This is a genomic window from Enterococcus sp. AZ171 (assembly GCF_051714005.1).
Classification (GTDB): domain Bacteria; phylum Bacillota; class Bacilli; order Lactobacillales; family Enterococcaceae; genus Enterococcus_B; species Enterococcus_B pernyi.
The window spans coordinates 1,098,455-1,123,785 of record NZ_JBIORA010000001.1 but is presented as its reverse complement, the minus strand read 5'-3'; the positions used below and the strand labels follow the sequence as shown (position 1 = coordinate 1,123,785).

Here is a 25,331-nt window from a genome sequence, read left to right as displayed (position 1 = left end):
CTCCTAAAATTGAATAAATTGATAGTGACTTGGTGGCTCATAAAATGCTAAAGCCAACGCGTCAGCAATATCTGGACTACCAATGTTTCGCTTTTTCATATCATCTTTGCTTTCTAAACGAATACGACTTCTACTCGTCATTTTGAATTTACGTGTACTCAGTTCTTTAATCAACGATCCATCATCAGGCAATTCAATAATCGGTTGTTCACCGTTAAGATTTGCTGTCATATTTTCTTCTAACATTTCCTTGATGTTTCCCCATAGTTGAGTACCTAAATTATCGTAAAAATCGTCTTCTGATGTTGAACCATTATTCACTCCAAACACCTCAAAAGGATACTGATTGTCTTCTATTAATTCTTCAAGGCGGTCAGTTACACCACCTCCGACACCAGTGTCATCAACTTTAATCATCACTTTATCAATACTTGGATATTGATTCATTAGATTCTTGGCCATATTGATGACATATCCTGTTGTTTCCATGGTGCTACGTTTTGAATATTTCTCATACTTCAATGCTCTGGTAGCAATTCTAGGGAAAAGAATCGTAGAATCATCACCATATCGAGCTACGTCGACACCAATATGAGCAACCGTTGTTTTATTGACTAAATAATCACTAATTCGTTTTTCTGTAGCCAATTCAACCGTTTCAAGACTGATAAATGAATCCAACGCTCCTTTGGGAAATTCTCCAAAAATACGGACACGAGCAACGTCGCTTTCTTTTCCATACTTTTTAAGAATCATCTCTATGTTGTCTTTGTTTGTGCGTTTACTATCGTAACTAGATACTTTATGGACTCTGTATTTATCACGGTCTGAATTGTGGGAATCGTAAAAAACACCTTCAATATTATTTGGGTTTCCACACATCAATAGCTTATTATCAAAACCTGATAGCGTACCAAGAATAGCTTCCATAATTGGATCAGATACACCAGAAGCTTCATCTACAACAATCAACATATGGTCTTCATGAAACCCTTGCATATTTTCTGGCTTCGTTGCTGTTCTAGCTGTAGCAAACCAACGTTCTGAATCACCAACCATATAAATTTTGGTCTTTGTCCACTTCAGTAAGTTTTTGATCAAGCTATCATTTAACCATTTAGCTACTTCCGCCCAAAGTACATCGTAAAGTTGTTTCATGGTTGGCGCTGTAGCAATCACTTTAGCGTATGGTCGACAAGTTAAAAACCAAAGTATTGCTCCTGCTTCTAATGCTGTTTTTCCAACACCTTGTCCAGAACGAACTGAAACCTTTGGAAATTCAGCCAAATCATTTAAAACACTTTCCTGCCATTCATCAGGATCTAACCGCAATATATCTTGGCAAAAAGCTACTGGCTTATCATAGTAATAATCAATCGCAGCACCTATATCAGCAAATGGGATAAAATCATTGCTCATTCCCTCTCACCGCCCGTTTATTTGCTGCATTTAAAACTGCTTGCTTCCATTCTTCCACTTCCTCACCAGAATTATTACCGCTAATATCAGCTGTTTCAGCTTGAATTTTCTCGGTTTGTGCTTTCATTAAATCAGTTTTGTAATCTGTTATATATAGTTCATTCATTTGCTTAATGGCTTTAGATAACTGATTGCTAATCCGAGTTAATGAATCTTCAATTGAAAGAATGTCATCAATTTTGCGATGTGTTTTTCTGCTAACTTGAACATCTTGCATAACCTCTCGTTTAATTTCTAGCTTTCTACCGTCTTTTTCAATCGGCGTTTTGATTTTCCTTAACTGTTGCAGGCGTTCGATTTCTTCATCTTTTAAACCAGCCTCGGCTTGCTGTATTCTTTTCATCATTCGCAACTGTCTTATCTTCAGCAACCGTATTTCCTCAGACAAAACAAAAGAAGGATCATTATTCAAATTAGAATAGATGTCCTTCTCTTCATCGCTTAGTGTTTCGTAAAATATAGTTTCATACTCGCCAGTTTTCAAAGCGTTCTTGTTTCCTACTGGCGGTGATGCTCGGCTATTGCCTTTATTCCCCTTTGCATTCTGATTACCAAAAGGAGCGCCACCTTGATTGGTAACGTTACTTTTGCCAATGGTAACATTACCTTTCAATTCAGCACTCCATTTATCTATAGATTTCCATTTTCTAACTTGTGAATCTGAAACATTTAGTTCATCTGCAATATCCTTTAATTGCTTTTCTCCGTTGGATTCTAACCAAATCTTTTTGGCTTCATCACGTCTTGGATCACGTTTCCTTGCCATTCAAACCACACCACCTCACAATCTTCTTAGGTTGAGTTTTGTTTTTCTATTTTTCAAAACAAAAAGACCACTCAACGAGTGATCTCATATGTAACAACAGACAGCAACCAGTTGAAACAAATAGAGAAACACATAGGCAAGGAGCGTTTCCACTTCCTTTACTGTATTTTTGTTTGATTGCTGTCTGTCAAAGCTTAATTCAAACGATGAGGGAGATTTCCTCCCTTCGTTTATTTTGTCGATCCTGTTTCCTAATCTTTCGACACTATCATAATATCACGTTAAATCGTTCAAAAACCCTACACTTTCCCTACAAAATCCCTATAAAAACCCTAAAAATTATAGATAAGCAATCAACGATCCTTTTTTATACGCTTCTGCAAATTCAATTAGTGCATTGGATTTTAATTTCTCTACATTTTTCTCTCCGTAACCGCAAATCAATTGACCGATTTCATAATTTGAATGCTTTTCAACGTCGCAGAAACTATAATAAAGTATCTGTCGGCTAATCAAACTAAGTGCCATTAAAGCTCCTAGAATCGCATTTCGTTCTGTTTCAGCATCTGCTAATTGAATCATGGCATCTTCTGCTCTGTTTCCATGACTAGGAACTTTAGGCATATCTGTTATAACTGGTGATTTAATATCTACCAAAGAACGACCTGCTATGCGCTCTAAACGTCTAAAATTCTTTAAAACACTTCTAGCATTATCTCTTGTTTGTTTAAAATCGACTTCTCGTAATAAATTCATCAAGCAAAATCGCTCCTTTTGTGTTATAATAAAAGAAGCTTTCAACAATTACCATTCTATGTAGTGACAGCCAATTATTGGCTGTCTATTTTTTATGTTCTAAATAACTGTTCTTGTCGATTTAATTGATGAATTTCTATTCTAATAGCTGTCTCTGGTAGCCATTCATCAATAAAATTAAGTGCTTCATCAAATTGTTTACAAGGTAATTCGCCATATCTAGGGATAGCAAAATATCGTTTAAACTCTGACCAAAAATTCGCAAATACTTTCTTGCTGATTGATTCATAGGCTGTACTATCTTTTCCACCAAGAACTTCAATCACTTTTTGCTTGCCTGCTCGTTGAATATCCGCTTCTTGTTTTCCGCTGATTCGCATCGTATCTTTCAATATAGAAACATCTTTTTCAATAGCATCTACACGAACTGCCGTTTGCTCTCCAAATTGATAAAGTAATTTGAGCTGTGTTCTAGGATCACTTAATAATTCGTGTTCTCTTTGCTTACTTCTCTTCTCGATTTCAATAAAATATTGACGTGCTTGTTTGCCTTTTTCTGTTCGTTGAATCATTGAAATCTCTTTCGCCATATCAAGCTTCATTGCGTGATCAATACGTGGTCGTCCTCCGAGTTTATCGGATTTTTCCGATAAACCTATGAAATCAACATCTTCATCAAATCCATAAGTTATCATCCGCTTAAACCAATCTGTGTAATTGTCCTTTACTTCCAAAAACTCGTGTAAGTCTCTCCCGCTTACTAACTGTTCATTATTTTCATTTGTGATAATCGGTATCAGATCCATTCTGTTTTTCTCCCTTCTTCAAATGCTTTGCGTTAGCCGTCCCATTCTGAATAGCCTTTTGTTCCAAACGGCGTTTTTTCTTCTTTACTTTAGATTTTGTTTTTCCCATACGTTTATACCTTCCATTTAAACTGATTGATTATATGGCTTATACACTCAAGCCAACCTTCTCTGTACTGCTTATCTTTAGAAATATGTTCATACTCTAAGGAGCTGTCTAATACTTTGATTAATTTCAATAAACAATTCCAGTAACCGACTAAAAAGCAAACAATCCCGACTACTACGAATACAATGAACCATAATAATTCGTTCATTTTTGATTCTCCTCTTGGATGATTACTAACATGAAAACGAAAAGTAAGATAAATAGAGCTGGATAGATCATTCTTTTTCCTCCAATCGAACCGCTGGACCACATGCCACAGAGTGGTTAAATTCGTCGATTCTTTTTTTTAGTTCTTCAACCTCTTTTGAATCAATTTTCTGATTTAATGAGTAACTACTACTATTCCAATCATTGAATGAGTTCATCCAACCTTGTTCGTCGTTATCTGCTTTAATGATTGTATTTATCATTCTGCTTCTTCTCCCTTTTCAGCACAAAACGCACTTCTCATCAATATTGCATCCAGAGCTTCATTAACTAACACACTTGTCCATGCTCGTAATACTTCATAATCTTCCCAATCAAGATCATCGTCACCAACATTGGCTCTAGTTAATAGTTCGTCTAACGTTAAATCATTTCTACTTTCATCAATGATTTTTTTTAGTGTTTCAATTGATATTTTCATTCAGATTCCTCCAAATCTAATCCAATATATTCAGCTTTAGAAAACCAATCATCACATTCTGGATTAATTCCCCACACCGTGGATGTTTTCTTTTTCATTGCTGTTTTTGTTTTATATATCAGAAACCCCATACCATCAATAGCACATAGAAAACGATATGTTTTACCTTTTCTATACCAGCCTCTTTTATATTTTTGTCGTAGTTCTTCCAATGTCATTTTTATCATTCCGCTTCCTCCAATGAAATTACTAAATACCCACAACCATTCGTAACAGAGAACCACTTTATTCTTTTATCTCCATAACGCTCGACGAATTCATCAATACTATATAGTCCATCATATTCTTGATTTTTCTCATCAAAACGTTGAATTTGCATACCTGTGTATGCATAACTTAAAAACGCGCCTACGGTAATCATTCCGCTTCCTCCTGTTCGACTTCATCTGAAAACCTCCTATAGATGACACCTTCTGAATTAACGAGGTGATACACACTCCCGTTGTTCGTTATAAAAGCAACTTCTACTATTGCACCGGTGACTTTATCTAATACTTTCATCCTTCTGCCACCTCTTCCACTGTTCCGCCAATCGTTTGAGCAGTGCGCTCAGCATCTGATTTCGAATCGAATATCTTAATTTCTTTATTGTCGTCAGGGATAATCATAATCAGCGCACCTCTTCCTTGATACTCAACGAAATATCCCTCGCCTAGTTTAACTCTGTACAACGGCTCTTTCTTGACCTCGTAGCCGTCTAGTAATGACCTAATGAACAAACCACTATTTTTCCTTAACCATTTCGAGAATTCATCTTGTGGTTTCGCATTAGCAAAAGATTCAGCACTAGTAATAATTTCAAAGTAACTTAAGCCTAAGCCTGTTCCTTCTAGGATAAATTCATGTGCACATTTAGGTATGGTTTCCCTCTGCGGTTCGTCTAGTTGCTTGACTTCTTCCAACAACTTTTTAGCTTCGCTTAACCCTTCTATTTTCCCTTTATTAAAATCAGATACATGAGAATTACATTTAAATTCATCATTTTCATCTGTCTGTTCAATAGTCACTGAATTTGTATTTAAAGCAGTACATTTTAGATTTAGTTCATGGATAATATCTTCAATTGCTTTCATCGCTCTACCTCCACTAAATCGCTATCTAATAAATCTGGATTCTCGTATATATTTCCGATGATTTCGTATTCATACCCCATCTTATTACGCTTGAATAATCTATATTCCATTTCACTAGTTAATGATTTACAAATCAATCCGGAATGAAATTCGGACTCTTGTACAATCGTTTTTTCATTAACTAAATTATCAAAACCATTAATTACATTGACAAGTACTATATCTCCTTCAAAAATCACTACATCATTCTTATCTTTCAGTCCTGTGGATTGCATGAGTTTTAAATTACACATTTCAGGCCGCATAAAAACGTTTCGTAAATTATGGCCATTCAATAGTCTTTTCCACGAGATCATCTTTTTATCAATAATGTGCCACGCTCTAAATTTTGGTATCATTCGCCGTCCTCCATATTTTCCAACCCCAACACACTACATTCTTTAACTTCACCACCAAATTTTTCCGCAGTTTCCCTCGCATTTTCATAGCTACGAAACCACTGAGAATCTTGTAATAGAGTAGTTAAATTCAATGAAGCAACATTCATAAATTCATCACTTTTTCTGTAAAAATATTGACCAAACTTAATTACATAAAATTTCATTTGCTGTCCTCCAGTAAATCTTCTAGTTTCACAAACACGCCATCAACCATTACACCTTTACGTCCTTTGATTTCGTTGTACGCTTGGTTTAAACATTTGTATAGGTCCATGTCATTTTGCATTGATAGAATGATCAAGGTTACTACTACGTCTCCAATGCCATCTCTCAAAGCATCCTTCTCTTTTCTAGCCAATGCTGATGCAACCTCGCCGACTTCTTCGACCGTTTTAAGCATTTGCTTGCTAGAATCTGCTTGGTCTAAACCTTTTTCTCTTGCCCACTGTTCTACTTTTGCGATTAGTTCGTCCATTGTTTTTCCTCCTAAAATTACTCATTTGCATAAAGCGAAAGATACTCTTTGTAATCCATTGGTTCTAGTTCCTCGCTATTTTTCTCTGGTTCTCCTCTAAGTCCTACATAGAGTTGTCCATCTATAAAATGTGTACCACTCACATTGTTAATACCGTACTGTGTATGCAGTTCAAACTTATAATTTGCTCTTGCTGCATTAAAAGCTTCTAATGAATCACCTAATAAGTCTTTTAAAACCTTTAAAGTCGGGCTTTTCTTTTTAAAAATTCGATAGCCTTGAATTTCTTTTTTCGTCAATTCAGCTTCATACTCTTTTTCCACTGGGCTTCCTACTTTTAATCCCATACACGATCTTGACCATATTCCTAAATTGCCATCACCAAAGTGTGGAAATTCTGTTATTACACGTTTGATTTCTTCACTTATTACTTTTCCTTGTTTTTCTTTTTCTGCATATAAACGATTCAAATTAGAATATTCCTTAATTCTATATACTGGTTCATTTAAAACGCTTGCCAATGTTTATCCTCCTAAAAAATCATTTGCCAAAGCAGTACACCAAATTTAACTATTCCTGCTAATACAATCATTGCCATTGTCAAAACAAGTCCACATCCTAAAAAAGCTGATGCGATATCTAGTAAACCTTTCAAATCTAGCATTCCACAGCCCTCATTTCTGTAAATGGAACAATCGTTTTTCCGTGGTAACCAGTTACTAAATAGTCATCATCTGGATGTGTCGTTCGAATGACTACCATTGCTGATTTGTCATAAACTTCTTTTACGTATCCTTCAAACGGATATAACCATGGTGTATAGCGCTTTGAATCGCAACAGAAGCATTCGACTTCTTGGCCAACTTCTGGAATAAAATTCTTTTTTCTGCTCATGATTACTCACCTCGTCCAAAAATACGACGTTCTTTTTCTTCGGCTTTATTTAAATCAAGGTAAATACCTTTTCCATCCTCAAGGTATTCTGGTTTCACATAATAAGTTTTATTTTCAATATCCCACTGACACATCTTGGCTAATACACTAAGAAATCTGCCATTTTTAATACTAGGATTTTTACTAGTTTTATTTTTAGGTTTGTAAAACTTGACTGCTCCATTACTTGTTTTAACAGCTGGTGCAATTGCAATCATCTTTGTTTTATCATTCAAGTAAACTAAAGCATATTCTGAGAATTTCAGGCATTCTGCTGCTGCTTTACTAAAATTAATTCCATACTTTGAGATAGTCACTTCTGGATCTCTTTCCTGAGAATTCAATGCAATTAATTTAAAGTCTTCTGTCAGTTTCATAAAATTAACTCCTTATTGCTTTTTCATCCAAGCCTGATTAGATTTAGCTTGTTTCCTTTTTTTCTGTACAAGTTTCTTAGAATAATCTTTCACTTCTACCACTTCACCATTACTCACATAAGCGGCTAGTTCAGCCATTTCTTTTGTGTTATATCGCTTTGCCTTCTTCAAATCAGGAACGCCATATCCTTCTGAATCGACATAACACATTGCTTTTACAACATATGCCACATTCAAACCTCCAATAGCTAATTTCTAAATGCTCTGCGTACTGTGTACGCTTCGTTAATGATTTTCTTCAACGTATCCGATGGATAGATTCGATAACTTGCTTTCTTGGCATCTTCCTCATGCATCCAATTAAGTTGCTCTATCGTCTCATCATCAAGAGAAAATCTCGGTCTTTTCTTAGGTGTCCCACCTGTTTGTTTTGGCTGTCCCACCTACACGACCACTCCTTTTTGTTGGGCTTCCAAATGTTTCTGTAGACCTCGGTAGCACTCCTTAAATGACAAAAGAGAATACTTCGGCTTTTTTGTGTGAAGTCCATCTTTTCCCTTCTCAAAAACATGTCCTAACTTTGTAGGGTCTACGTAAAGCGCATAGTAAACACGCAACTTACTCCAACTTGAACGATCGTTTTTGATTTGTTCTTCGGTTAAATCTTTTAGCTGGCTATAAACTGCTTGCAAACATTGTCGTTCATCACCTTGTTTACATTCTCCTAGTTTTTTTAACAACTTGAGATAGTTATATTCTTTCAAAGTATCACCTCATGTTTAGAAAGGAACATCGTCATATCGATGCGCTTCTCTTTCTTTTCTGAGCCTTTCTTGTTCTTCATAGTCTGCCAACCATTTCGGGATAGGCTCTCTTCTAGCAGGACTTTTCTTGAACAGTTTAGGCGAGTGTTCAGCTTTCCATGCTTCATCAGCTAACTTCGCATCATCTACCGTTTTGACACCACGTCTTTGCCAATCGTTAAGCTTCTTAACCACATACCCGGCCGTATGTCCGCCATCTCTTGCTGAAATCTCAATGGCGTATAGAATAACCTCAAGGGCGACACCGTCTTCTAAAAAGCTCTGCACTCGATCGATGTTTTGAGGACTATCCATTGGTTTAATTTTTTGTTGGTAAAGTTGTGAGATCTGAGCCATCGCTGCTAGCATGCTTGTAGTCTCTGTGGTAGTCTCTGGGTAGTCTATGGTATTGGTGAGGTCATTTTGACCTGATCCATTGGTGCAATTTGACCAATCCGTCGGGTCATTTTGACCCAATCGTTGGGTCACCTCTTCGAGCTTGTCATAATCAATGGAATACCAAATTGTTTTATCAAATCCTGCTTTGTTATAATTTTCTTTAATTATTAGATTCTGTTTACTTAAAGAAGTTAAAGTACGTTTAACTGTTGCTACGCTCCAAAACGGAAATTGTCCTTGCCATTCTTCATAAGTATTATGAATCCATTTCCTACCTTTAATCATTTTTGCACTTTTGCTTTTCAACCAATAATGGAGCTGTTGCAAAATAATTGCTTCGTTCAGCCCAATGACTGTCGCTAATTTAGGCAATACTTGAATAGGATAATCATCAATTAATAACTTACTCATGAGTACCTCTTTCTTGCTTATATCTATCATCAAAGCTTCTTATTTGATTCATATTCATCACACCAATTCGTATCAAATCTGCGCCATTCAAATAAACAGGATGAATTTGATACTTATTCATAAATTGAGTAACACCTATATTGTGCGCCTCGTTATGATGTTTCCGACATAATGATGTCAACGGAAACTTGCGATGATCAACTTGTGATCTCTTTCTATTTCCTACTGCTTGTAAATGGTGAATATCCGCTCCAGATTGTCCGCATATGACACATTTGCGGTGCTTACAGCATTGATAGTGATAAAACTGTTCATGCTTCGGTAAAATTTCATAAGAGCGTGGAAAAGGAACATTCCACTCAAACATGAAATCAAGTACCAATTCAATTAAGTTATTCACCTCTGTCACACTTGCATCTGAATTATCTGCGACACTTATTTCTGTAAAATACTGGATCACATACTCTTCTTTGAAATAATCATTTAACTGACTTGTTGAAGTACCAGACCATCGGTGTATATCTCCTAGCAAAGCCCAATATAAAAGCCTTTGGGCTTCGCTAAATCTTCGAGGGTCTGGCAACATAAGAACACCTAAAACCGCACGTAAATCATTCGAATACATCGTTTTTAATCGCTCGATATTTAAGTCTTCTTTCAACTGTACAGTCAACAATCGTTTTTCTTTGTTGTAATTTGTTATAACGAATGATTGTTGCATCTAATCACTTCACATTGGTGGATTTGTAGGATCAAATAAAGAATTCTGTTGATCGTTTATTGTTCCATCATGTTCCGTTGATCCTGATGACTCTTCTTTCTGTTGCTCTTCCTTTACTTTTGCTTTCATTTTTACTAGCGCATCGGAAGCTGTTTGTATCAATGCCTCACAAGTTTCTACATCAATATCTTCAAATTTCCCAGCATATTGTATATTTGTTAAGAATCTCGTCATCGCTTTTTGTTGTGTCATCTTAGCAAGCCTTGCATTTTCAGCAACTAGTTTCTTAGCCTCATCTCGTTGCTCCTTCGTTGCCTTTGGCAACATTGGTAAATCTTCACCAGCATAGATATAAAGACCTAATCCAAACATTGCTAGATTTTTTACTAAACAACGCATGATTGTCTTATTGATATCAAACATTGAGGCTTTATCTACTGGTATATTCTTTCTATTTTTTGTATCGTACGTATAAGGTTTTGACTTCATCGCTTTGTTTGAACTATCCATCACTGGTAGCCACATTTCATGAGTGATTCCGTCTATTGTTACTTCAGTAAAAACCATATAACCTGTATTTTCATCGAACACATAAGGTAAGTTATTCTCAAATTTCAATATTCGATAGGAAGCATCAGGATAATGTTTTTTGACAGCTTCCCATGCCCAAGCCCATGAAAGATAAGATAATTCAATATTTCCTGTTTTCTTTTTTTCAACGTGTTCATTAACGTTGAGAGAATTCAAAGTTAGAAATACATTTTCTTTTGCTTCACTCACTAAACATCGACTCCATTTCCCTTAAAAATTCTTTTCCTTTACCTGCAGGTAAAATTTCTATCCAATAATCTTCGTATTCTTCCAAGGCATCTAATAAACCATCACGAGTGACTATTACCCATTCTGGATGATTCATGTGTTTCGTTAGATGTATCAAGTGCATTTGATCATCTTTGTATACGAAGTTTCCAAAGTCATCTTGATCATTATCTAGATGTTCACTCGTTAGCACATTTTTTCTAGGTTCTAATTTCAAACCATAATTATCTTCTTTGGTAGGATTTCCGAAATTCGGAGTGGTAATATAATTGTCTAGTGACTGTACAAAATTATTCATGCTCATTCACTTCCTTGAGCGTGGAATTGAATAAATAAGTCAAAACTAAAGTAATGAAGTAAATCCAACCATAGCGAATATTAATTGTGGCGAAGCACATGCCCACACCAACGAGGGCATATGCTCCTTTCACATTAATTCGTGTTTTTTTCATTCAAATTCCCCCTTGAGAATCCGAGTCATTACGTCAGCGAAATCCTCTTCGTTGTCAATAACAAAGGTATGATTTGAAGATTGATTTTCTTCTTCGTTTTGTGCTTGTTTATAAGCATCTACAGCAATTCTACGCACAATATGTGCTGGTACTGGAAAATTCTCATCTAAATGTTCCTCTTGCATAGCAAGGCAAAGTAAAAATTCGGCTTTCTCACCATGAATGATGCTTTTAAGTTCCCCTTCTTTTTGTGCTGTACAAATAATAGAAACACCTTGTTTTTGACATTCACTTTTTAATTCTTCAATAAGATTTTTAATTTTTTCGTTCATGTGTTATAATTCTCCTGTTATAATTTTTGATTTGTTGCCGATTAGCGATTGCCGTCGCTAGTCGGTCTTTTTATTTCTTGCCACTTCTTCTGGCGTTCACGCCATTGTTCCCCTAACAATCTAGGTTTCATTTCTTCGTGGTATTCCTGATTTAGTTTTCGCATCAAGTATTGATGCTCTTGTAACGTCATTTAATCCCTCCTTTGCCTCTCACCGTCACCACCTCCAAGAAGAGGAGTTGCATTATGAAAAAGTAGTATTGGTTGCAGATAGTTGAAAGGAGGTATCCTGCAACTCCTCTTTTCGGAAGTGGTGCGTGTAGACTTTACATGGCTCTCATACGATAATTTAGCTTTTGATCAACTAAAACTTTTTTGGTATAACTTTGTTTTGCTTTTTCAGCTTCGGCTAAATCATACAGGTAGCATCGACCGCTTTTATCAACTGGTTCGACTCCCCCTTGCTTTAAATAAATATCAACTGTTTTTTCTGAACAGCCCCATTTATCAGCAAGTTCCTTTATAGTAAAAAGGGTTTGTTTTGACTTAGCAAAATAAGTAGCTTCTAGTACTTGTATTCTTTCATCTACTTTTTCTTCAATTAACTTTTCAATCAATCCTGCTAATTCGCTTGATGTTTCCACGAGTACACCTCCTACGCCGGTTGTTTGATTGAATTCAAATCTCTAGTTGCATTTTTGGAAACTTCTTGTTCAAATTTTTTTCGTAATTCATATATATCAAAAAAATCAACACCTAATATTTCTGCTAAAAGCTCCATATGATTGATGTCCATCTTAAATAAATTACATCTCATTTGCCATAAATAACTAGGATTAATACCCATTTTTTTTGCAACAAAATTATAACGTAATCCTTTCTCTTCTATTAAATTATCCAATGGCTTAAAAGTTGCTTTGCTCACGTTATCACCTCATTCCTTATTGATTACATTTTCATAATAAACTTTTGTTGCATTTTTGTCAACAATTAGGTTGCATTTTTGTAAACTTTTTTATTTACTTTTGATTTATGTGAATATATACTTGTAATCAAAGGTGGTGACACAATATAATGAAAAGAGAAATTAAATTCGGAAAAATGTTAGACTTTTTTCGTCAAGAAAAAAATATGACTATGGAAGAATTAGGAACTTATTTAGGTCGTAATAAATCTACTGTTTCCCGATGGATTTCTGGAGAAAGATATCCAAAAATCGAAGAAGTAGAACAAATAGTTACTTTTTTTGATACTGACGTTGAAACTCTATTATTCGGTGCTGACAAAATAGATACAAAAAACTCTATTTTATCTTTAATTAATGAGACTTCTTCTCAACTCACCACACCTCGACAACAAAAAGTCTATGACTTTGCTAAACATGAATTGGAAGAACAGCAAAATCCTGGACAAAACAATAAAATTCATTCTCTTCAAAGATACAGAGAATTGAAAGAACAAAAAGAAGAATTTGTCGATATAGATTGGTACGGATGTGCTTCAGCAGGTACTGGAGAATTCATATTTGATACAAAAGAGGTCATTTCACTTCCTAAAAAACAAATTCCTATCGAAGCTGATTTTTGTTTAACTGTCAATGGAGATTCTATGGAACCAGTAATTTATGATCAGGATTATATTTTCGTTTCTAAACAAGATACTTTATTTAACGGAAATGTTGGCGTTGTTATCGTAGATGGAGAGGCATTCATCAAAAAAGTTTTTTTTGAAAACGATAAAGCTCGTTTACAATCATTTAATAAAAAATATAAAGACATTATTGTTGATGACTCTAACGATTTTAGGATTATTGGCAAAGTGGTTTTATAAAAAACGAACCACCTAGTCATTTGATTAGGTGGTTTTTTGTAAATAAAAAAAGCCCATGCTTTCACATGAACCCTTTCCTCATTTCTGAGATTCGTTACAATAAAATTATATAAAAATAAGCTTATAAAAACAAGGAGGAAATTTTATGTTGAAAAGTTTTGGAAAAGGTATGTTTGGCTGTTTTGGGGTATTTATTGGATTTATTATATTATGTATTATAGGTTTCGCTTTTTTAGGAAGTAGTTCTGATTCAAACACTTCGAAAAGCGCAGGTGAAACAAATACAAATAATTCTTCAGATAATACTTTATCTAAAGAATACCATGTAGGAGATACTGTTAGTTACAAAGGATATGAAATTAAAGTAAATAATGTGAACTTCAGCAATGGTAGTGAATATGAAACTCCTGATACTGGCAAACAATATGTAATTATAAATGTTACTATTACCAATAATACTGGCCAAAAACAAAGCTATAATCCATACAATTTTAAATTAAATGCTAATGGTAATGCAACAGATGTAGATGAAATTGTTACTGATGGTATTGCCACCGATCGACTTAATTCTGGAGACTTAGATAATGGTGCATCTGTTACTGGTAACCTTGTAGGACAAGCAGACCCTAATGCAAAATTGAAACTTCAATATGAAACATCATTTTGGAACGATGAAACTGTAGATATTTTATTAAACTAATAAAAGCCTTCGGGCTTTTCTTTTACAACAGATAAGAACATATATTCGAAAGGAGAAAAATATGCAATATCAAGAATTCAAAGAATGGTTAGAAAACAATTCTAATTCAAAACATATCTTTTTAACAAAATGGAAAGACTATCAAATATCAAAAAATAGTAAACGAACTGGAAAAACAAAAAAATGGGATGATGATAAAATCATTCGTACTGGCGAAGAAGAATGGAAAAAAATCGTGACGAATACCTATCAAAAACTTAAATCTCATTTAGGAATTCCAAAATACAATGGATATGAAGAATGGATTGATTTCATAGAAAAAAACGAGATTTTAGAATCATTTGACAATAGTATTTTAGATATAGAATTGGAATAGGAAGTGAATTTCATGGCTGCAATAAAAAAATATACAAAAAAAGATGGGAGAACAGCCTATATGTTTCAGGCATATCTAGGTATTGATCCATTAACTGGGAAAAAGAAACGCACTACTAGACGAGGATTTAAAACACAAAAAGAAGCCAAGCTTGCACTAGCTCAGCTCCAAATAGAAATAGAGTCTAATAGTTTTTCTAAAAAAAATTATAGCACATTTAAAGAAGTCTATGAATTATGGTTTGCTAATTATAAACATACCGTGAAAGAGTCGAGTGTTCAAAGAGTTCAATATCTATTCAATAATCAGATATTGCCTAAATTCAGTCACATGAGAATTAATAAAATAAATACAGCAATCTGTCAAAAAATAGTAAATGAGTGGAATGAAGAAAATGCCCCTACTCGTCTCAGAAGTTACACAAAAAAGGTTTTTACTTATGCAATGTCACTCAATCTCATTTCTTCAAATCCAATGGATAATATTTTAGTTCCTAGAAAAATGAGCCATCAAAAAACAGAAAAAGAGAACTTTTTAGATCGTTACCAATTAAAAGATTTTTTAGGATTAGTAAAACAGCAAGAGACTTTCAGTATTTACACAATGTTTCATGTCCTCGCTTACACAGGACTCCGAAAAGGAGAACTTATCTCGCTAACATGGAATGATATTGATTTTACTAACCAAACTTTATCTATTAATAAAACAGGATATTATTTGAATGGAAATCCTTATATCACGTCTACTAAAACAAATAAGTCCACAAGGATAATTTCTGTAGACAAGTCCACAATTTCTTTATTAAAACAATGGAAATTAGAACAAAAGAAGCTCTTGCTTTCTCGTGGAATACCAATCAAACCAGACAAAAAACAATTGATATTTTCTAGTAATAGCAACAACCTCATTCATAATTCATTTCTGAATGAAATATTAAGAAAATATCCTCAATATAATATCACTCCACATGGATTTAGACATACTCACGCTTCTCTATTATTCGAAGCTGGAGCAAGTATCAAACAGGTTCAAGAAAGACTAGGTCATACCAATATAAATACAACACTAGAAATCTATACCCACGTTACTAAAGAAGCAGAAAAAGAAAGTGCAGAGAAATTCTTAAGGTACATGGATTTATAAAATGGTAGTCAAAGGGGTAGTCAAAAGTTAAAAAAAGCGCCTAAAAGGCGCTAAATCAACAAATAAAAATTAATATGACAGACCAAAAGCGTCTGTAGGATCTGTTTGTTGCCAATAAAGCTCAAGTAATGCCTCGTATGAGATCAATTCAGGATCATACAAGATTTCTACTGCTTCAGTATGTCCTGTTGTTTTGGCTTTCACTTGTTCATACGTTGGATTTGGCACATGACCTCCAGTATAACCGGACATGATCGTGTGGATGCCAGGTAATGTGTCAAAAGGCTGGATCATGCACCAAAAACAACCTCCTGCAAATATTGCTCGTTCCATTGTTGATTCCTCCCTTACTCTCGAGATATCACTTAATTAGTACTAGATTCGGTCGTTTCTTCCGTCGTTGAGGAATCTTTTGGTAAATACAAACTAAAGCGAATATCATCGTTGACTAAATCAATTTTGTCCGCTTTGATGTACATTCCATTTTGCATACGGAATTGGTCTAATCGTAACATGATCGTTAAATCGTCTGTATTGATCTCGATCCATTCAGGTAGTTTGTAATTTCGCTTGATCATATTCATCACATCTTTGATCGGCAGATTCAATGTACCGATCGATAGACTTTTTGCTTTTAACTGAACATTACCATTTTCCATTACATACGGATCAAAATACAAGTAAAAGTCGATAGGGAATCCTAACACTTCAAACGTCCCATTAAGCAATGCTTCATTTTCTAAATAAAATTTGTACTTGATATCTTGTCCTTCTTGGAAATCTGTCAAGAAAAAGCTGATCAGTTGGTTGACTTTTTCTTTTTGAGTATTGATCGTCAATACTGGATCGCCTTGTCTTTCTGTAATCGCTGGTACTTCTGGCAAATCAGGTTCACGATTGGCGAATATCCGCGTACCCAAGAAAATCGTCGAACCAATGATCAGGCCTAATAAAATCAGAAATGCGTATTTCCAGTAGTTATGCCTTTTGTTTTTTACAACTGTTGAACTACGTTTATCCATCCTTGTTTCCCTCCTTGATCAGCCATTTTTCATGCGTTTCGATTAATTGATCTCTCACAGCATTAGCCATCAATTGATAGCCTAAGTTATTAGGATGAAAATGATCTTCTTCATATAACACATTATTTTTCGTCCCGTTCGAACTATCGCTAGAAGCTGACTGATCAGAAGCTTCAGTAATTCCGACCTCTTGATTTAATCCTTGATACAATAGATCATTGATCGGGATAAAATAGCTATTTTCTGCTTCATTTACTACTTGCTGTGTTCCTTCATTCCAGTTATCCACAATCGTTTGCATATCTGTAATCTCAGGGAAGTTCAAATAAAATGGATTGTAGATCCCTAAAATATAGATAGGTACCTCTTTATTTAACCCTCGTATCTCTTCGATGATGGCTTGGACGTTTTCTTGATACTTCTTGATTGGTTTATTGAATGAACGGATACTGATACCAAAAAGGTTATTTTGGATCACTTTCATTAAATCATTCCCACCAACAGTCAAGGTAATAATGTCTGCGGTTTCGATATTCTTTTGGATTTCTTCATTGCTTTTCAATCTTTTTAATATTTGATCACTTCGTTCGCCATTTACACCATAGTTTTCAATTTCAATGGCTGTCAAACCGTATCTTTCTTTTATGTCATTTGCGACTAACGGAACAAAACCACCTTGTTTCGTCTGGTCGCCTACTCCTTCAGTCAATGAATCGCCAATTGCTACATAGTGTAACTTTTCCTTTTGATTGCTTTCAGAAGTAACCGATGCTGCCGGTTTTAACAAAGGCTGTGCTTTCGGCACGCTCAAAGAGAGTCCGACAAAGAGAAGAACTGCAGTGAACAAAGGGATCAAAACAAGCAACCACTGTTGTTTCATTCGTTTCATTGTTTCACCTCTAGACCATGATTGTTTCTTATATTACCAAAATTCCAATTAAAAAAATAGCCCTTTTCTGAAAAAAAGAAAGAGGCTGTTTCTCATCTGCTAAAGGAAGTGGAGCATCTCAAAATGTCTTTTCCTCCTCACTTCCTTATGCTAGTAGCACTTGAACGAAAAAAGACAGATCACAAAGAACACGTTTATTTGTCTTCACATGATCTGTCCTTCTATTCCTTATTTTACATTCATCAATCGGTATAATACATGATTGCAAAAGCATTTTCCCCTGTATGGGTAGCAATCACTGGATTTGTATGCAATACTGGGATGTCCATATCGGAAAACAATTGTTTCAAGCCTTCTTCAAACTCTCGAGCAAGCTCTGTGGCACCTGCATGTGAGATACCGATCTGGCGAACGTTCGGTAGAGCCTTCAGTTCTTTCTTCAAGCCATCGAACCACTTGTCGAAAGTCTTTTTCCCACGACCTTTTGTCACAGGAATCAGCTCTGAATGAGCAAAGTTCATCACCACACGAATGTTTAACATACTTGATAGTAAACCAGTTGCACGACTGATTCTTCCACCTTTTACTAAGTTATCCAATGTGGAGATACCGATATAAAGTTTGGTATTATTTTTGATCTTCTCAATTTCAGCAAGGATCTCTTCTGCTGATTTACCTTCTTTGGCCATTTCAGCCGCACGAATCACTTGGAAAGATAAACCTTGGTCAGTCGTATCACTATCAATGACTGTGACGTTTGTTTTCGTTAAGTTGCTTGCTTGTCTTGCAGCTTCAACCGTTCCACTTAACCCTTTCGTCATATGGATGGAAATCACTTCACTACCATCTTGTCCTAATTCATCATACGTTGAAATGAATTCGCCGATCGGCGGTTGACTTGTTTTAGGTAATGATTTTGATTTAGCCATCATTTCCATGAATTTCTCTCCGCCTAGTTGATCGTCATCAGAATATACAACGCCATCGATCATAATTGATAATGGCATAACATGAATATTCAAATGATCTCGTACTGCTTTTTCCATTGTACAAGAAGAATCTGTTACTATTTTTACGTTTGTCATTATTTCACACTCTTTCTTTCACAAAGTGCCTAGCATTTTTCAGGCAGGTCCACTTTCAGTATACCAAAGAACTTCTGTTTTTTCATCAAATTCAGTTATAAACAAATTTAAAATAAATTGTTTGTTATGATAACATGGTTCTACTCAGTTTTCTTTATCTGTTCTACTTTTTTTGATGGAACGACAAAATAAGCAGAAGAAACCTGAATGATAAAAAATCCATTTCGGTTTCTTCCGCTTTGAATCTATAGGTTCAACGAAACATTATATCTCTTCTGTTGTGTGTTCTTCTTTACGTTTATACGTCTCAAACTGATGTGCATAACTATTTTTTTCATCTATTTCTCCCGGACTGATATTGATCAATGACCATGCTTGCCAGTCTACAGCAGGAAAATACGTATCTCCTTCGAAAGAGTGATGGATCACCGTACGATACAAAATTGTGCAGTAAGGTAAAAATTCTTCATAGATTGCTGACCCTCCAGCAACAAATAAAATTTCATCTACTTCTTTTTCATAAGCTAATACTTCATTGACATCATGCATCACTAGTACGCCCTCGGCTGTAAACTCACGGTCTCTTGTCAAAACAATCGTTTTACGATTAGGTAGTGGCTTACCGCCCATCCCCATAAATGTTTTTCGTCCCATGATCAATACATTCGCTTCAGTCATTTGCTTAAAAAATTTCAAATCATTCGGCAAATGCCAAGGAAGTCTATCTTCTTTTCCGATCAGGCCATTTTCATCTTGTGCCCAGATTGCAGCGAACATTTTCTCATCCTTTCTTAGACCGCGATAGGTGCCTTTATTGAAGGATGCGGCTCATATCCTTCAACTTTGATATCATCCATTTCAAAATCAAACACAGAGTTTTTTTCTGTATTCAATACTAGCTTCGGAAATGGACGAACTTCACGAGACAATTGTTCTTTCATTTGTTCTACGTGATTTGAGTAAAGATGCGCATCGCCTAAAGTATGGATAAATTCACCAACTTCTAATCCCGTTTCATGCGCAATCAGATGTGTCAATAAAGCATAGCTAGCAATATTGAACGGGACACCTAAAAACACGTCAGCACTTCTTTGATACAGCTGGCAACTTAGTTTATTGTCATTTACATAGAATTGAAACATCGTGTGGCAAGGAGGTAAAGCCATACTTGGCACATCTTCTGGATTCCATGCTGAGACGATCAGTCGTCTTGAATCAGGTGTCTGCTTGATAGCTTCGATAACTTCTTTGATTTGATCGATGAAACTACCTTCTTTGGTTTCCCAATGACGCCATTGATAGCCATAAATATGACCAAGATCTCCATGTTTTTCTGCAAATTCTTCATCTGCCACTATCTTTTCACAGAATTTCTTGCTTTCTTCTTGATAGACTTTATTGAATTCTGGATCAGTCAAACTACGATGTCCAAAATCTGTCATATCCGGCCCTTGGTAATCCTCACTTTTGATATACCGTTCAAATGCCCATTCATCCCAAATATGGTTATTATTTTGTAAAAGATAACGGATATTCGTGTCTCCTTTCAAAAACCATAATAATTCGCTTTTGATCAAACCAAAAGGTACACGTTTTGTCGTCAATAACGGAAAGCCTTTTTGCAGGTCAAATCGCATTTGATAACCGAATAAACTAAATGTTCCTGTTCCCGTACGATCACCTTTTACATGTCCATCAGATAACAACTTTTTCCCTAGATCAAGATATGCTTGCTCCATCTTTTCCCTCCTAATTATCTGCCCATTCACTTAAATATTCCCAACGTGACATTTTTTCTTCCAGCAGTTCTTCAGTTGTGGTTACTTCTTTTTGTAATTCTTGCAATCGTGTGAAATCATCCCCTTGATGGTTCATCTCCTCTTGCAATTCATCCAAACGATTCTCTAGTTCCGCAATCTCATCTTCGATTGTTGCCCATTCTTTCTGTTCCATATAAGAAAGCTTTTTCTTTGGCTCAGATTTTTTTTCTTCTATCTTAGCTTTGACTTTTTCTGGTTGAATCTGTTGATCTTCTTTGCGTTTGGCTAAATAGCTAGACATATCGCCATAATAAAGCTCTTGTTTGCCATCTCCTAGAAAAACTAACAGTTTATCAACTACCTTATCTAAGAAATAACGGTCATGAGAAACGGTGATCACCGCTCCAGGGAATGTCCGGAAATAATCTTCCAAAATCGTTAAAGTAGCGATATCTAAGTCATTGGTTGGCTCATCCAGCAATAGAACATTTGGTTGCTGGATCAATAATTTGAGTAAATATAAACGACGCTTTTCCCCACCAGACAGTTTACGGATCAGTGTTCCGTGCATGAATCTTGGAAACAAGAACCGCTCCAAAAGTTCGGCGACACCGATTTGCGTTCCATCCGCAGTTTGGACTTCTTCTGCCGCTTCTTGCAGATAAGCAATCATTCGTTTGTCCGGAGACATTTTTTCATTTTCCTGTGTATAGTAAGCTAATAGAACAGTTTCGCCAATCGTATAGATGCCACTATCTAAGGATAATTTCCCTGCTAAGATATTTAACAACGTTGACTTTCCAGCACCGTTCTCTCCAGTGATTCCTAGACGCTCTCTTGATTGGATCAATAGATCCAAGTGTTGGAGCAAAGGTTTTCCTTCAATCGAATACGAACCATCCTTGATCTCGATCACTTTTTTACCTAAACGTTGTGTCGCGATATTTAGTTCGATATCCGTATCATGATTGACTTGATATAAGTTTTCTTTTAAATCTTCAAAGCGATTGATACGTGCTTGCTGTTTCGTCCCACGAGCTTGTACTCCCGCTCGCATCCAAGAAAGCTCCTGCTTATACAGGCGTTTACGCTTTTCTTCTTGTTCGACTTCGACACGATCTCGCTCGGCTTTTTCAATAAGATAAGCTTCATAATTGCCTTTATATTCATAAAGATTCCCAAAGGCAAGTTCAAAGATCCGATTCGTGACACGATCTAAGAAATAACGATCATGGGTAACCATCAATAAGGCACCACGATATTGTTTCAAGTAAGATTCCAACCATTCGATCGCTGCATAATCTAAGTGGTTTGTCGGCTCGTCAAGTAATAAAAGATCAGGTTCATCGATCAAAACCTGTGCTAAGCTGACACGTTTTTTTTGTCCACCCGAAAGCTCACCGATTTTCTTTTCTAATTGACTGATCCCTAGTTTTTGCAAAATGATCTTGGCATTTGTATCCGTCGTCCAAGCGTCCTCTTTATTCATTCGCTCTTCTGCCAATGCGTAGCGTTTTTGGACTGCTTCATCATCGCCATTTTCAGCTAATGCAATCAAGGCTTCCTCATAGAGTCGTACAGTCTGGATCAATGGACTATTCCCTTGAAAAACAGCTTGTAAGACCGTATCATTTTCTGCAAATGAATCGGTTTGTGATAAATAACCGATACGGTAATCATTCGGATAAAAAACTGTCTGCTGATCACCATCTCCACTGTCAAGTCCAGCGATGATATTCAAAAGACTTGTTTTACCAGTTCCATTGGTACCAATCAAACCGATGCGATCATGTTCATGGATCAAAAAGGAGATCTGATTAAATAATTCTTTTTCTCCATATGTTTTTTTGAGGTCAGTTATTTTTAGCTCTTTCACCAGTACTCCCCCCTTATCTTGGATATTGTAACATAAAACAATTGTTTAAAAGATAGTTTTTTTCGAATATTCTTTTTTTTAGGTAGCATTGAAGATACGTGTTCTCTCACTTCATATAACCAAATACACAGGATTCAAAAACCTGACTTCCTGGATGAACTTAATTATTAAGGTTAAACGACTTCTGTCACAACCTCAAAAAAAAAGAGGAGCTGTGCTTTGTCACAACTTCCTCTTTTGGTCTTGTTTCAATTGAAATTTCTTTGCTTTTGCTTGGAACGCAAAGCGAAATGAAAAACGATCTGTCGGTTGATTCATTGTATAGGACTCCAACAGATTGATATTTCGTCTATATTGATTCGCAGAAAAAGTCGTGATCGTTTCTGCGACTTCATATTCATCAATGACTTTTCTTTCTAAATAGTAACCTCTTAGCATCTTCTTCGTAAACAAACGATCTTGTTGGATCATCCAAGTGGAAATCAGATTACCACTCATCATCCGAATCCCCTGAGCTTTTCGTTGTTCGATAAAGAATCCGATCATCGTATCATCATAAACGTCCGTTAGATTCTCCAAACTTTCGATGATCAATTGCGTATTCTTTTGATACGTCTCTCGAATTTCCTGAATGTCTTTATCAGAGATCATAGTTTGGCGATCACTTTGCCGTCTTTGCCAAAACATTTTGGGGTGGAGAACGATCCGCATCAATCGGCGTACCACAATAAACCAAAATCCAATGAATGACAAAATTTGACTTGTGATCGACTGTTCAAAGTTAGCTAGGAATCTTGAATAAAAGCGATAGCCATTAGAAGACAACTTCCCAGAACGATATCTTTCATCCAAGCCATCTCGCTCAATCGATAAAATCAACGCTTGGATTTCTTGGACTTCTTGCTTTTCATCTCCACTCAAATCAGATAAATAAAGCTCACTGATTCTTTCTTGATAAGTCTCAATCACTGCTTCTATCGCTAAATAAGCTTTTGATCCTGGTTCTTCCGCTTCTTTTTCTAAGCGTAGTGTTTCAATCACTTCTTCCAAGATCATCAAAGCTTTTAAATCAGTTGTCGCTGCTTCTTCTGTTTCAGTCAACATTGGCAATACAATGATCCCGATAATCAACGTGACCAAAATAACCCCTGCCGTTAAAAATAAGAGCAATGATCGTTGATTGAATGCCATTTGATTGATCGTGAATGGTAAAATAAAAATAGTCGCTAAACTGACTGTTCCTTTTACACCCCCAAAAGTTAAGATCAAGACTTCATTCAGTTGTTTTTTGAAACTTTGAAAACCGCCCTTAAACATATAAAATAAGCTGATTGAAACGAAGCGTATGACGAACAGCATGATTGAAACCAATAAAATGATCATTAGCAACAAACTATTCGAATACAGTCCATCTCCCCAAACTGGTGTAAAGACTTGTGTCAGTTCAATTCCTAAAAATATAAATACCAGCGCATTCAATGTGAAGGCAATCGTTGTCCATGTACTATTCGATAAAGTTGACAACTCCGCATCAAAGACTGAGATTTTTTTAAATCCTGAGGCTTGTAATACCCCTGCAACCACTGCTGCAATAATTCCTGAAACATGAAAGACTTCGGCTAAAACATACGCTAAGAAAGGCAACAACAATTCAATCAATAAGTAGCCTGTTACGTCACGTGCCGATGCTTTCTCGATCAAACCAATGATTTTTCTTTTTACCCAGACAAGCAAAAAGCCGACTACTGCCCCGCCAATACTTGATAAAATCAGTGTAACGCCTGCGTTTACCGCAGAGAACGTCCCAGTGATCAAAGCAGCTAAGGCAAATTGGAAGGCTGTTACGCCAGAAGCATCATTCAGTAACCCTTCACCTTCTAAAATATGCATGGCTTTTTTCGGAATGTTCACACGATTGGAAAGCGAACTGACTGCCACCGCATCTGTCGGACCTAGTGCTGCACCAAAAGCGAAACACGCGGCTAAAGGGACACTGGGCAACAGAAATGATAACGTTGCTCCAACGCCAATCAAAGTCAAGATCACCCCACCAAAAGCGAGAAACAATATCGTATCGAAATTTTTCAGGATCGAGGCGATATCCGCTTTTTCTCCTTCTCTAAAAAGCAAGGGGGCGATGATCATCACTAAAAATAATTCAGGTTCAAAATTGATGGATTCACCCCATTCGGTCAATCCTAAAACCACGCCAAGAAATATTTGGATCAGTGGTGCAGGGATCATTGGCAAGATACGACTTGCTATGTTGGATAGCGTGATCGTGACTGCAAAAACAATCACTAACTCTGCAAATTCCATGCTTGATCCCCTTTATTTTTTATTTTGTGCAAGAACTTTCAAATATTGCTCTTTTTTCTTTAAAATTTTGTTTTCAACAATTTCCGCTTGGGTCACCCGACCATCTAACTCACATTGCACACGTTTTGATTCTAAACGGAGCAATTCGTGTTTCAAGCGTCCTAATTGACGATACATCAAGATATTCCTTTTACGCAACTTACATAAGATCTGGCGACGATCTTCCATTGAAAAAGTACCATAGTGATCAACCAGTCGTTTCTTTTGTTCTTCAAAACTCTCTCTCATTTTCAAGATCTCCTATATTCAAACTGCACCAATTATAGCAAAAAGTTTTTAGAATGCAACTAAAACCTTTTTACTTTTAGGATGAAGTATTCGTTTCAATTCCAGAAACTCATTCTAGTCCAATCACTATAAAATATCAACTGTA

Annotated in this window: 43 protein-coding genes and 1 pseudogene; 4 read left to right on the top strand and 40 right to left on the bottom strand. The window is 35.9% G+C overall.

Going from position 1 to position 25,331, the window contains the following annotated elements; genetic code table 11:
• Positions 1-3: 3 nt before the first annotated feature.
• The 31 genes from IGJ49_RS05450 to IGJ49_RS05300 all read right to left on the bottom strand — a co-directional run bounded on the left by IGJ49_RS05450 (position 4) and on the right by IGJ49_RS05300 (position 12,823).
• The gene (locus tag IGJ49_RS05450; protein ID WP_438722679.1) at positions 4-1,419 is read right to left on the bottom strand and encodes a DEAD/DEAH box helicase family protein; all 1,416 of its coding nucleotides are present in this window, start codon (positions 1,417-1,419) and stop codon (positions 4-6) included.
• Entirely contained in the window at positions 1,409-2,245 is an 837-nt protein-coding gene (terS, locus tag IGJ49_RS05445; protein WP_438722677.1) for a phage terminase small subunit, read from the bottom strand. The genes IGJ49_RS05450 and terS overlap by 11 nt, the downstream gene beginning before the upstream one ends.
• A gap of 339 nt (positions 2,246-2,584) precedes the next feature.
• A complete protein-coding gene (locus tag IGJ49_RS05440; protein ID WP_438722675.1) occupies positions 2,585-3,001 on the bottom strand; it encodes an ArpU family phage packaging/lysis transcriptional regulator in 417 nt (138 codons plus the stop codon).
• A gap of 92 nt (positions 3,002-3,093) precedes the next feature.
• Positions 3,094-3,807 carry an ORF6C domain-containing protein gene (locus tag IGJ49_RS05435; RefSeq protein ID WP_438722674.1) on the bottom strand — a complete coding sequence of 238 codons (714 nt, stop codon included), beginning with the start codon at positions 3,805-3,807 and terminating at the stop codon, positions 3,094-3,096.
• Entirely contained in the window at positions 3,779-3,916 is a 138-nt protein-coding gene (locus tag IGJ49_RS05430; protein ID WP_438722672.1) for a hypothetical protein, read from the bottom strand. Before IGJ49_RS05430 ends, IGJ49_RS05435 begins: the two co-directional genes overlap by 29 nt.
• Before the next feature lie 4 nt (positions 3,917-3,920).
• Positions 3,921-4,124 (bottom strand): hypothetical protein, encoded by a 204-nt coding sequence (locus IGJ49_RS05425; RefSeq protein ID WP_438722671.1) that lies wholly within the window; start codon positions 4,122-4,124, stop codon positions 3,921-3,923.
• Positions 4,125-4,191: 67 nt separating this feature from the next.
• Positions 4,192-4,386 (bottom strand): hypothetical protein, encoded by a 195-nt coding sequence (locus tag IGJ49_RS05420; RefSeq protein WP_438722669.1) that lies wholly within the window; start codon positions 4,384-4,386, stop codon positions 4,192-4,194.
• Complete coding sequence (locus tag IGJ49_RS05415) at positions 4,383-4,604, bottom strand: hypothetical protein (protein WP_438722668.1); 222 nt, start codon at positions 4,602-4,604, stop codon at positions 4,383-4,385. The genes IGJ49_RS05420 and IGJ49_RS05415 overlap by 4 nt, the downstream gene beginning before the upstream one ends.
• Positions 4,601-4,831 carry a hypothetical protein gene (locus IGJ49_RS05410; RefSeq protein ID WP_438722666.1) on the bottom strand — a complete coding sequence of 77 codons (231 nt, stop codon included), beginning with the start codon at positions 4,829-4,831 and terminating at the stop codon, positions 4,601-4,603. Before IGJ49_RS05410 ends, IGJ49_RS05415 begins: the two co-directional genes overlap by 4 nt.
• Positions 4,828-5,025 (bottom strand): hypothetical protein, encoded by a 198-nt coding sequence (locus IGJ49_RS05405; protein WP_438722664.1) that lies wholly within the window; start codon positions 5,023-5,025, stop codon positions 4,828-4,830. The genes IGJ49_RS05410 and IGJ49_RS05405 overlap by 4 nt, the downstream gene beginning before the upstream one ends.
• Positions 5,022-5,165: a hypothetical protein gene (locus IGJ49_RS05400; RefSeq protein ID WP_438722662.1), complete on the bottom strand. Its 144-nt coding sequence runs from the start codon at positions 5,163-5,165 to the stop codon at positions 5,022-5,024. Before IGJ49_RS05400 ends, IGJ49_RS05405 begins: the two co-directional genes overlap by 4 nt.
• Positions 5,162-5,737, bottom strand: coding sequence for a DUF1642 domain-containing protein (locus IGJ49_RS05395; RefSeq protein WP_438722661.1), 576 nt, complete (start codon positions 5,735-5,737; stop codon positions 5,162-5,164). Before IGJ49_RS05395 ends, IGJ49_RS05400 begins: the two co-directional genes overlap by 4 nt.
• On the bottom strand, positions 5,734-6,135 hold the full coding sequence (locus IGJ49_RS05390) for a YopX family protein (RefSeq protein ID WP_438722660.1): 402 nt from the start codon (positions 6,133-6,135) through the stop codon (positions 5,734-5,736). The genes IGJ49_RS05395 and IGJ49_RS05390 overlap by 4 nt, the downstream gene beginning before the upstream one ends.
• Positions 6,132-6,341, bottom strand: a complete 210-nt coding sequence (locus IGJ49_RS05385) for a hypothetical protein (RefSeq protein WP_438722658.1) — start codon at positions 6,339-6,341, stop codon at positions 6,132-6,134. The genes IGJ49_RS05390 and IGJ49_RS05385 overlap by 4 nt, the downstream gene beginning before the upstream one ends.
• Positions 6,338-6,652: a MazG-like family protein gene (locus IGJ49_RS05380; protein ID WP_438722656.1), complete on the bottom strand. Its 315-nt coding sequence runs from the start codon at positions 6,650-6,652 to the stop codon at positions 6,338-6,340. Before IGJ49_RS05380 ends, IGJ49_RS05385 begins: the two co-directional genes overlap by 4 nt.
• A gap of 17 nt (positions 6,653-6,669) precedes the next feature.
• Positions 6,670-7,173: a hypothetical protein gene (locus IGJ49_RS05375; protein WP_438722655.1), complete on the bottom strand. Its 504-nt coding sequence runs from the start codon at positions 7,171-7,173 to the stop codon at positions 6,670-6,672.
• 11 nt (positions 7,174-7,184) lie between these two features.
• On the bottom strand, positions 7,185-7,316 hold the full coding sequence (locus IGJ49_RS05370) for a hypothetical protein (protein WP_438722653.1): 132 nt from the start codon (positions 7,314-7,316) through the stop codon (positions 7,185-7,187).
• Positions 7,310-7,546, bottom strand: a complete 237-nt coding sequence (locus IGJ49_RS05365) for a hypothetical protein (RefSeq protein WP_438722651.1) — start codon at positions 7,544-7,546, stop codon at positions 7,310-7,312. Before IGJ49_RS05365 ends, IGJ49_RS05370 begins: the two co-directional genes overlap by 7 nt.
• Positions 7,547-7,548: 2 nt before the next feature.
• On the bottom strand, positions 7,549-7,962 hold the full coding sequence (locus tag IGJ49_RS05360; RefSeq protein ID WP_438722649.1) for a hypothetical protein: 414 nt from the start codon (positions 7,960-7,962) through the stop codon (positions 7,549-7,551).
• A 12-nt stretch (positions 7,963-7,974) separates the two neighbouring features.
• Positions 7,975-8,193, bottom strand: coding sequence for a hypothetical protein (locus tag IGJ49_RS05355; protein WP_438722647.1), 219 nt, complete (start codon positions 8,191-8,193; stop codon positions 7,975-7,977).
• Positions 8,194-8,210: 17 nt separating this feature from the next.
• Positions 8,211-8,405 carry a hypothetical protein gene (locus tag IGJ49_RS05350; RefSeq protein WP_438722645.1) on the bottom strand — a complete coding sequence of 65 codons (195 nt, stop codon included), beginning with the start codon at positions 8,403-8,405 and terminating at the stop codon, positions 8,211-8,213.
• Positions 8,406-8,726, bottom strand: a complete 321-nt coding sequence (locus tag IGJ49_RS05345; RefSeq protein ID WP_438722643.1) for a hypothetical protein — start codon at positions 8,724-8,726, stop codon at positions 8,406-8,408. It lies immediately after the preceding gene.
• A gap of 15 nt (positions 8,727-8,741) precedes the next feature.
• Positions 8,742-9,575: a DnaD domain protein gene (locus IGJ49_RS05340; protein ID WP_438722641.1), complete on the bottom strand. Its 834-nt coding sequence runs from the start codon at positions 9,573-9,575 to the stop codon at positions 8,742-8,744.
• A complete protein-coding gene (locus IGJ49_RS05335; RefSeq protein WP_438722639.1) occupies positions 9,568-10,296 on the bottom strand; it encodes a putative HNHc nuclease in 729 nt (242 codons plus the stop codon). The genes IGJ49_RS05340 and IGJ49_RS05335 overlap by 8 nt, the downstream gene beginning before the upstream one ends.
• Positions 10,297-10,305: 9 nt before the next feature.
• Entirely contained in the window at positions 10,306-11,076 is a 771-nt protein-coding gene (locus IGJ49_RS05330; RefSeq protein WP_438722637.1) for a DUF1071 domain-containing protein, read from the bottom strand.
• Entirely contained in the window at positions 11,069-11,413 is a 345-nt protein-coding gene (locus IGJ49_RS05325) for a hypothetical protein (protein ID WP_438722635.1), read from the bottom strand. Before IGJ49_RS05325 ends, IGJ49_RS05330 begins: the two co-directional genes overlap by 8 nt.
• Positions 11,406-11,567, bottom strand: a complete 162-nt coding sequence (locus IGJ49_RS05320; RefSeq protein WP_438722634.1) for a hypothetical protein — start codon at positions 11,565-11,567, stop codon at positions 11,406-11,408. The genes IGJ49_RS05325 and IGJ49_RS05320 overlap by 8 nt, the downstream gene beginning before the upstream one ends.
• Positions 11,564-11,899, bottom strand: a complete 336-nt coding sequence (locus IGJ49_RS05315) for a hypothetical protein (RefSeq protein WP_438722632.1) — start codon at positions 11,897-11,899, stop codon at positions 11,564-11,566. Before IGJ49_RS05315 ends, IGJ49_RS05320 begins: the two co-directional genes overlap by 4 nt.
• Positions 11,900-11,940: 41 nt before the next feature.
• Entirely contained in the window at positions 11,941-12,090 is a 150-nt protein-coding gene (locus IGJ49_RS05310) for a hypothetical protein (protein WP_438722631.1), read from the bottom strand.
• 134 nt (positions 12,091-12,224) lie between these two features.
• The gene (locus IGJ49_RS05305; RefSeq protein WP_167592549.1) at positions 12,225-12,542 is read right to left on the bottom strand and encodes a MerR family transcriptional regulator; all 318 of its coding nucleotides are present in this window, start codon (positions 12,540-12,542) and stop codon (positions 12,225-12,227) included.
• 11 nt (positions 12,543-12,553) lie between these two features.
• Entirely contained in the window at positions 12,554-12,823 is a 270-nt protein-coding gene (locus IGJ49_RS05300) for a helix-turn-helix domain-containing protein (RefSeq protein ID WP_167592548.1), read from the bottom strand.
• A 149-nt stretch (positions 12,824-12,972) separates the two neighbouring features.
• On the opposite strand from IGJ49_RS05300, the gene IGJ49_RS05295 reads away from it, so the two are divergent.
• The 4 genes from IGJ49_RS05295 (at position 12,973) to IGJ49_RS05280 (ending at position 15,947) form a co-directional block, all read left to right on the top strand.
• The gene (locus IGJ49_RS05295) at positions 12,973-13,728 is read left to right on the top strand and encodes a helix-turn-helix domain-containing protein (protein WP_438722629.1); all 756 of its coding nucleotides are present in this window, start codon (positions 12,973-12,975) and stop codon (positions 13,726-13,728) included.
• A 145-nt stretch (positions 13,729-13,873) separates the two neighbouring features.
• Positions 13,874-14,428: a DUF4352 domain-containing protein gene (locus IGJ49_RS05290; protein ID WP_167592547.1), complete on the top strand. Its 555-nt coding sequence runs from the start codon at positions 13,874-13,876 to the stop codon at positions 14,426-14,428.
• 61 nt (positions 14,429-14,489) lie between these two features.
• Positions 14,490-14,804 carry a hypothetical protein gene (locus IGJ49_RS05285; protein ID WP_167592546.1) on the top strand — a complete coding sequence of 105 codons (315 nt, stop codon included), beginning with the start codon at positions 14,490-14,492 and terminating at the stop codon, positions 14,802-14,804.
• A 12-nt stretch (positions 14,805-14,816) separates the two neighbouring features.
• Positions 14,817-15,947, top strand: a complete 1,131-nt coding sequence (locus IGJ49_RS05280; protein ID WP_438722627.1) for a tyrosine-type recombinase/integrase — start codon at positions 14,817-14,819, stop codon at positions 15,945-15,947.
• An 81-nt stretch (positions 15,948-16,028) separates the two neighbouring features.
• Here the strand turns inward: IGJ49_RS05280 and IGJ49_RS05275 are convergent.
• From IGJ49_RS05275 to IGJ49_RS05235, 9 genes and pseudogenes are all read right to left on the bottom strand, one after another.
• A pseudogene (locus IGJ49_RS05275) lies at positions 16,029-16,280 on the bottom strand (peptide-methionine (S)-S-oxide reductase); the annotation flags it as partial.
• Between the two features lie 32 nt (positions 16,281-16,312).
• Entirely contained in the window at positions 16,313-16,969 is a 657-nt protein-coding gene (locus tag IGJ49_RS05270; RefSeq protein WP_010735753.1) for a YpmS family protein, read from the bottom strand.
• A complete protein-coding gene (locus tag IGJ49_RS05265; RefSeq protein WP_375152206.1) occupies positions 16,962-17,858 on the bottom strand; it encodes an SGNH/GDSL hydrolase family protein in 897 nt (298 codons plus the stop codon). Before IGJ49_RS05265 ends, IGJ49_RS05270 begins: the two co-directional genes overlap by 8 nt.
• Positions 17,859-18,100: 242 nt before the next feature.
• Positions 18,101-18,943 carry a DegV family protein gene (locus IGJ49_RS05260; RefSeq protein WP_438722625.1) on the bottom strand — a complete coding sequence of 281 codons (843 nt, stop codon included), beginning with the start codon at positions 18,941-18,943 and terminating at the stop codon, positions 18,101-18,103.
• A gap of 264 nt (positions 18,944-19,207) precedes the next feature.
• The gene (locus IGJ49_RS05255) at positions 19,208-19,720 is read right to left on the bottom strand and encodes a dihydrofolate reductase (RefSeq protein WP_023519480.1); all 513 of its coding nucleotides are present in this window, start codon (positions 19,718-19,720) and stop codon (positions 19,208-19,210) included.
• 14 nt (positions 19,721-19,734) lie between these two features.
• Positions 19,735-20,682 (bottom strand): thymidylate synthase, encoded by a 948-nt coding sequence (locus tag IGJ49_RS05250; protein WP_023519479.1) that lies wholly within the window; start codon positions 20,680-20,682, stop codon positions 19,735-19,737.
• Between the two features lie 10 nt (positions 20,683-20,692).
• Positions 20,693-22,579, bottom strand: a complete 1,887-nt coding sequence (locus tag IGJ49_RS05245; protein ID WP_438722622.1) for an ABC-F family ATP-binding cassette domain-containing protein — start codon at positions 22,577-22,579, stop codon at positions 20,693-20,695.
• Between the two features lie 222 nt (positions 22,580-22,801).
• Positions 22,802-24,898: a cation:proton antiporter gene (locus IGJ49_RS05240; protein ID WP_010735759.1), complete on the bottom strand. Its 2,097-nt coding sequence runs from the start codon at positions 24,896-24,898 to the stop codon at positions 22,802-22,804.
• A gap of 12 nt (positions 24,899-24,910) precedes the next feature.
• On the bottom strand, positions 24,911-25,186 hold the full coding sequence (locus IGJ49_RS05235; RefSeq protein WP_010735760.1) for a hypothetical protein: 276 nt from the start codon (positions 25,184-25,186) through the stop codon (positions 24,911-24,913).
• Between the last annotated feature and the right edge of the window lie 145 nt (positions 25,187-25,331).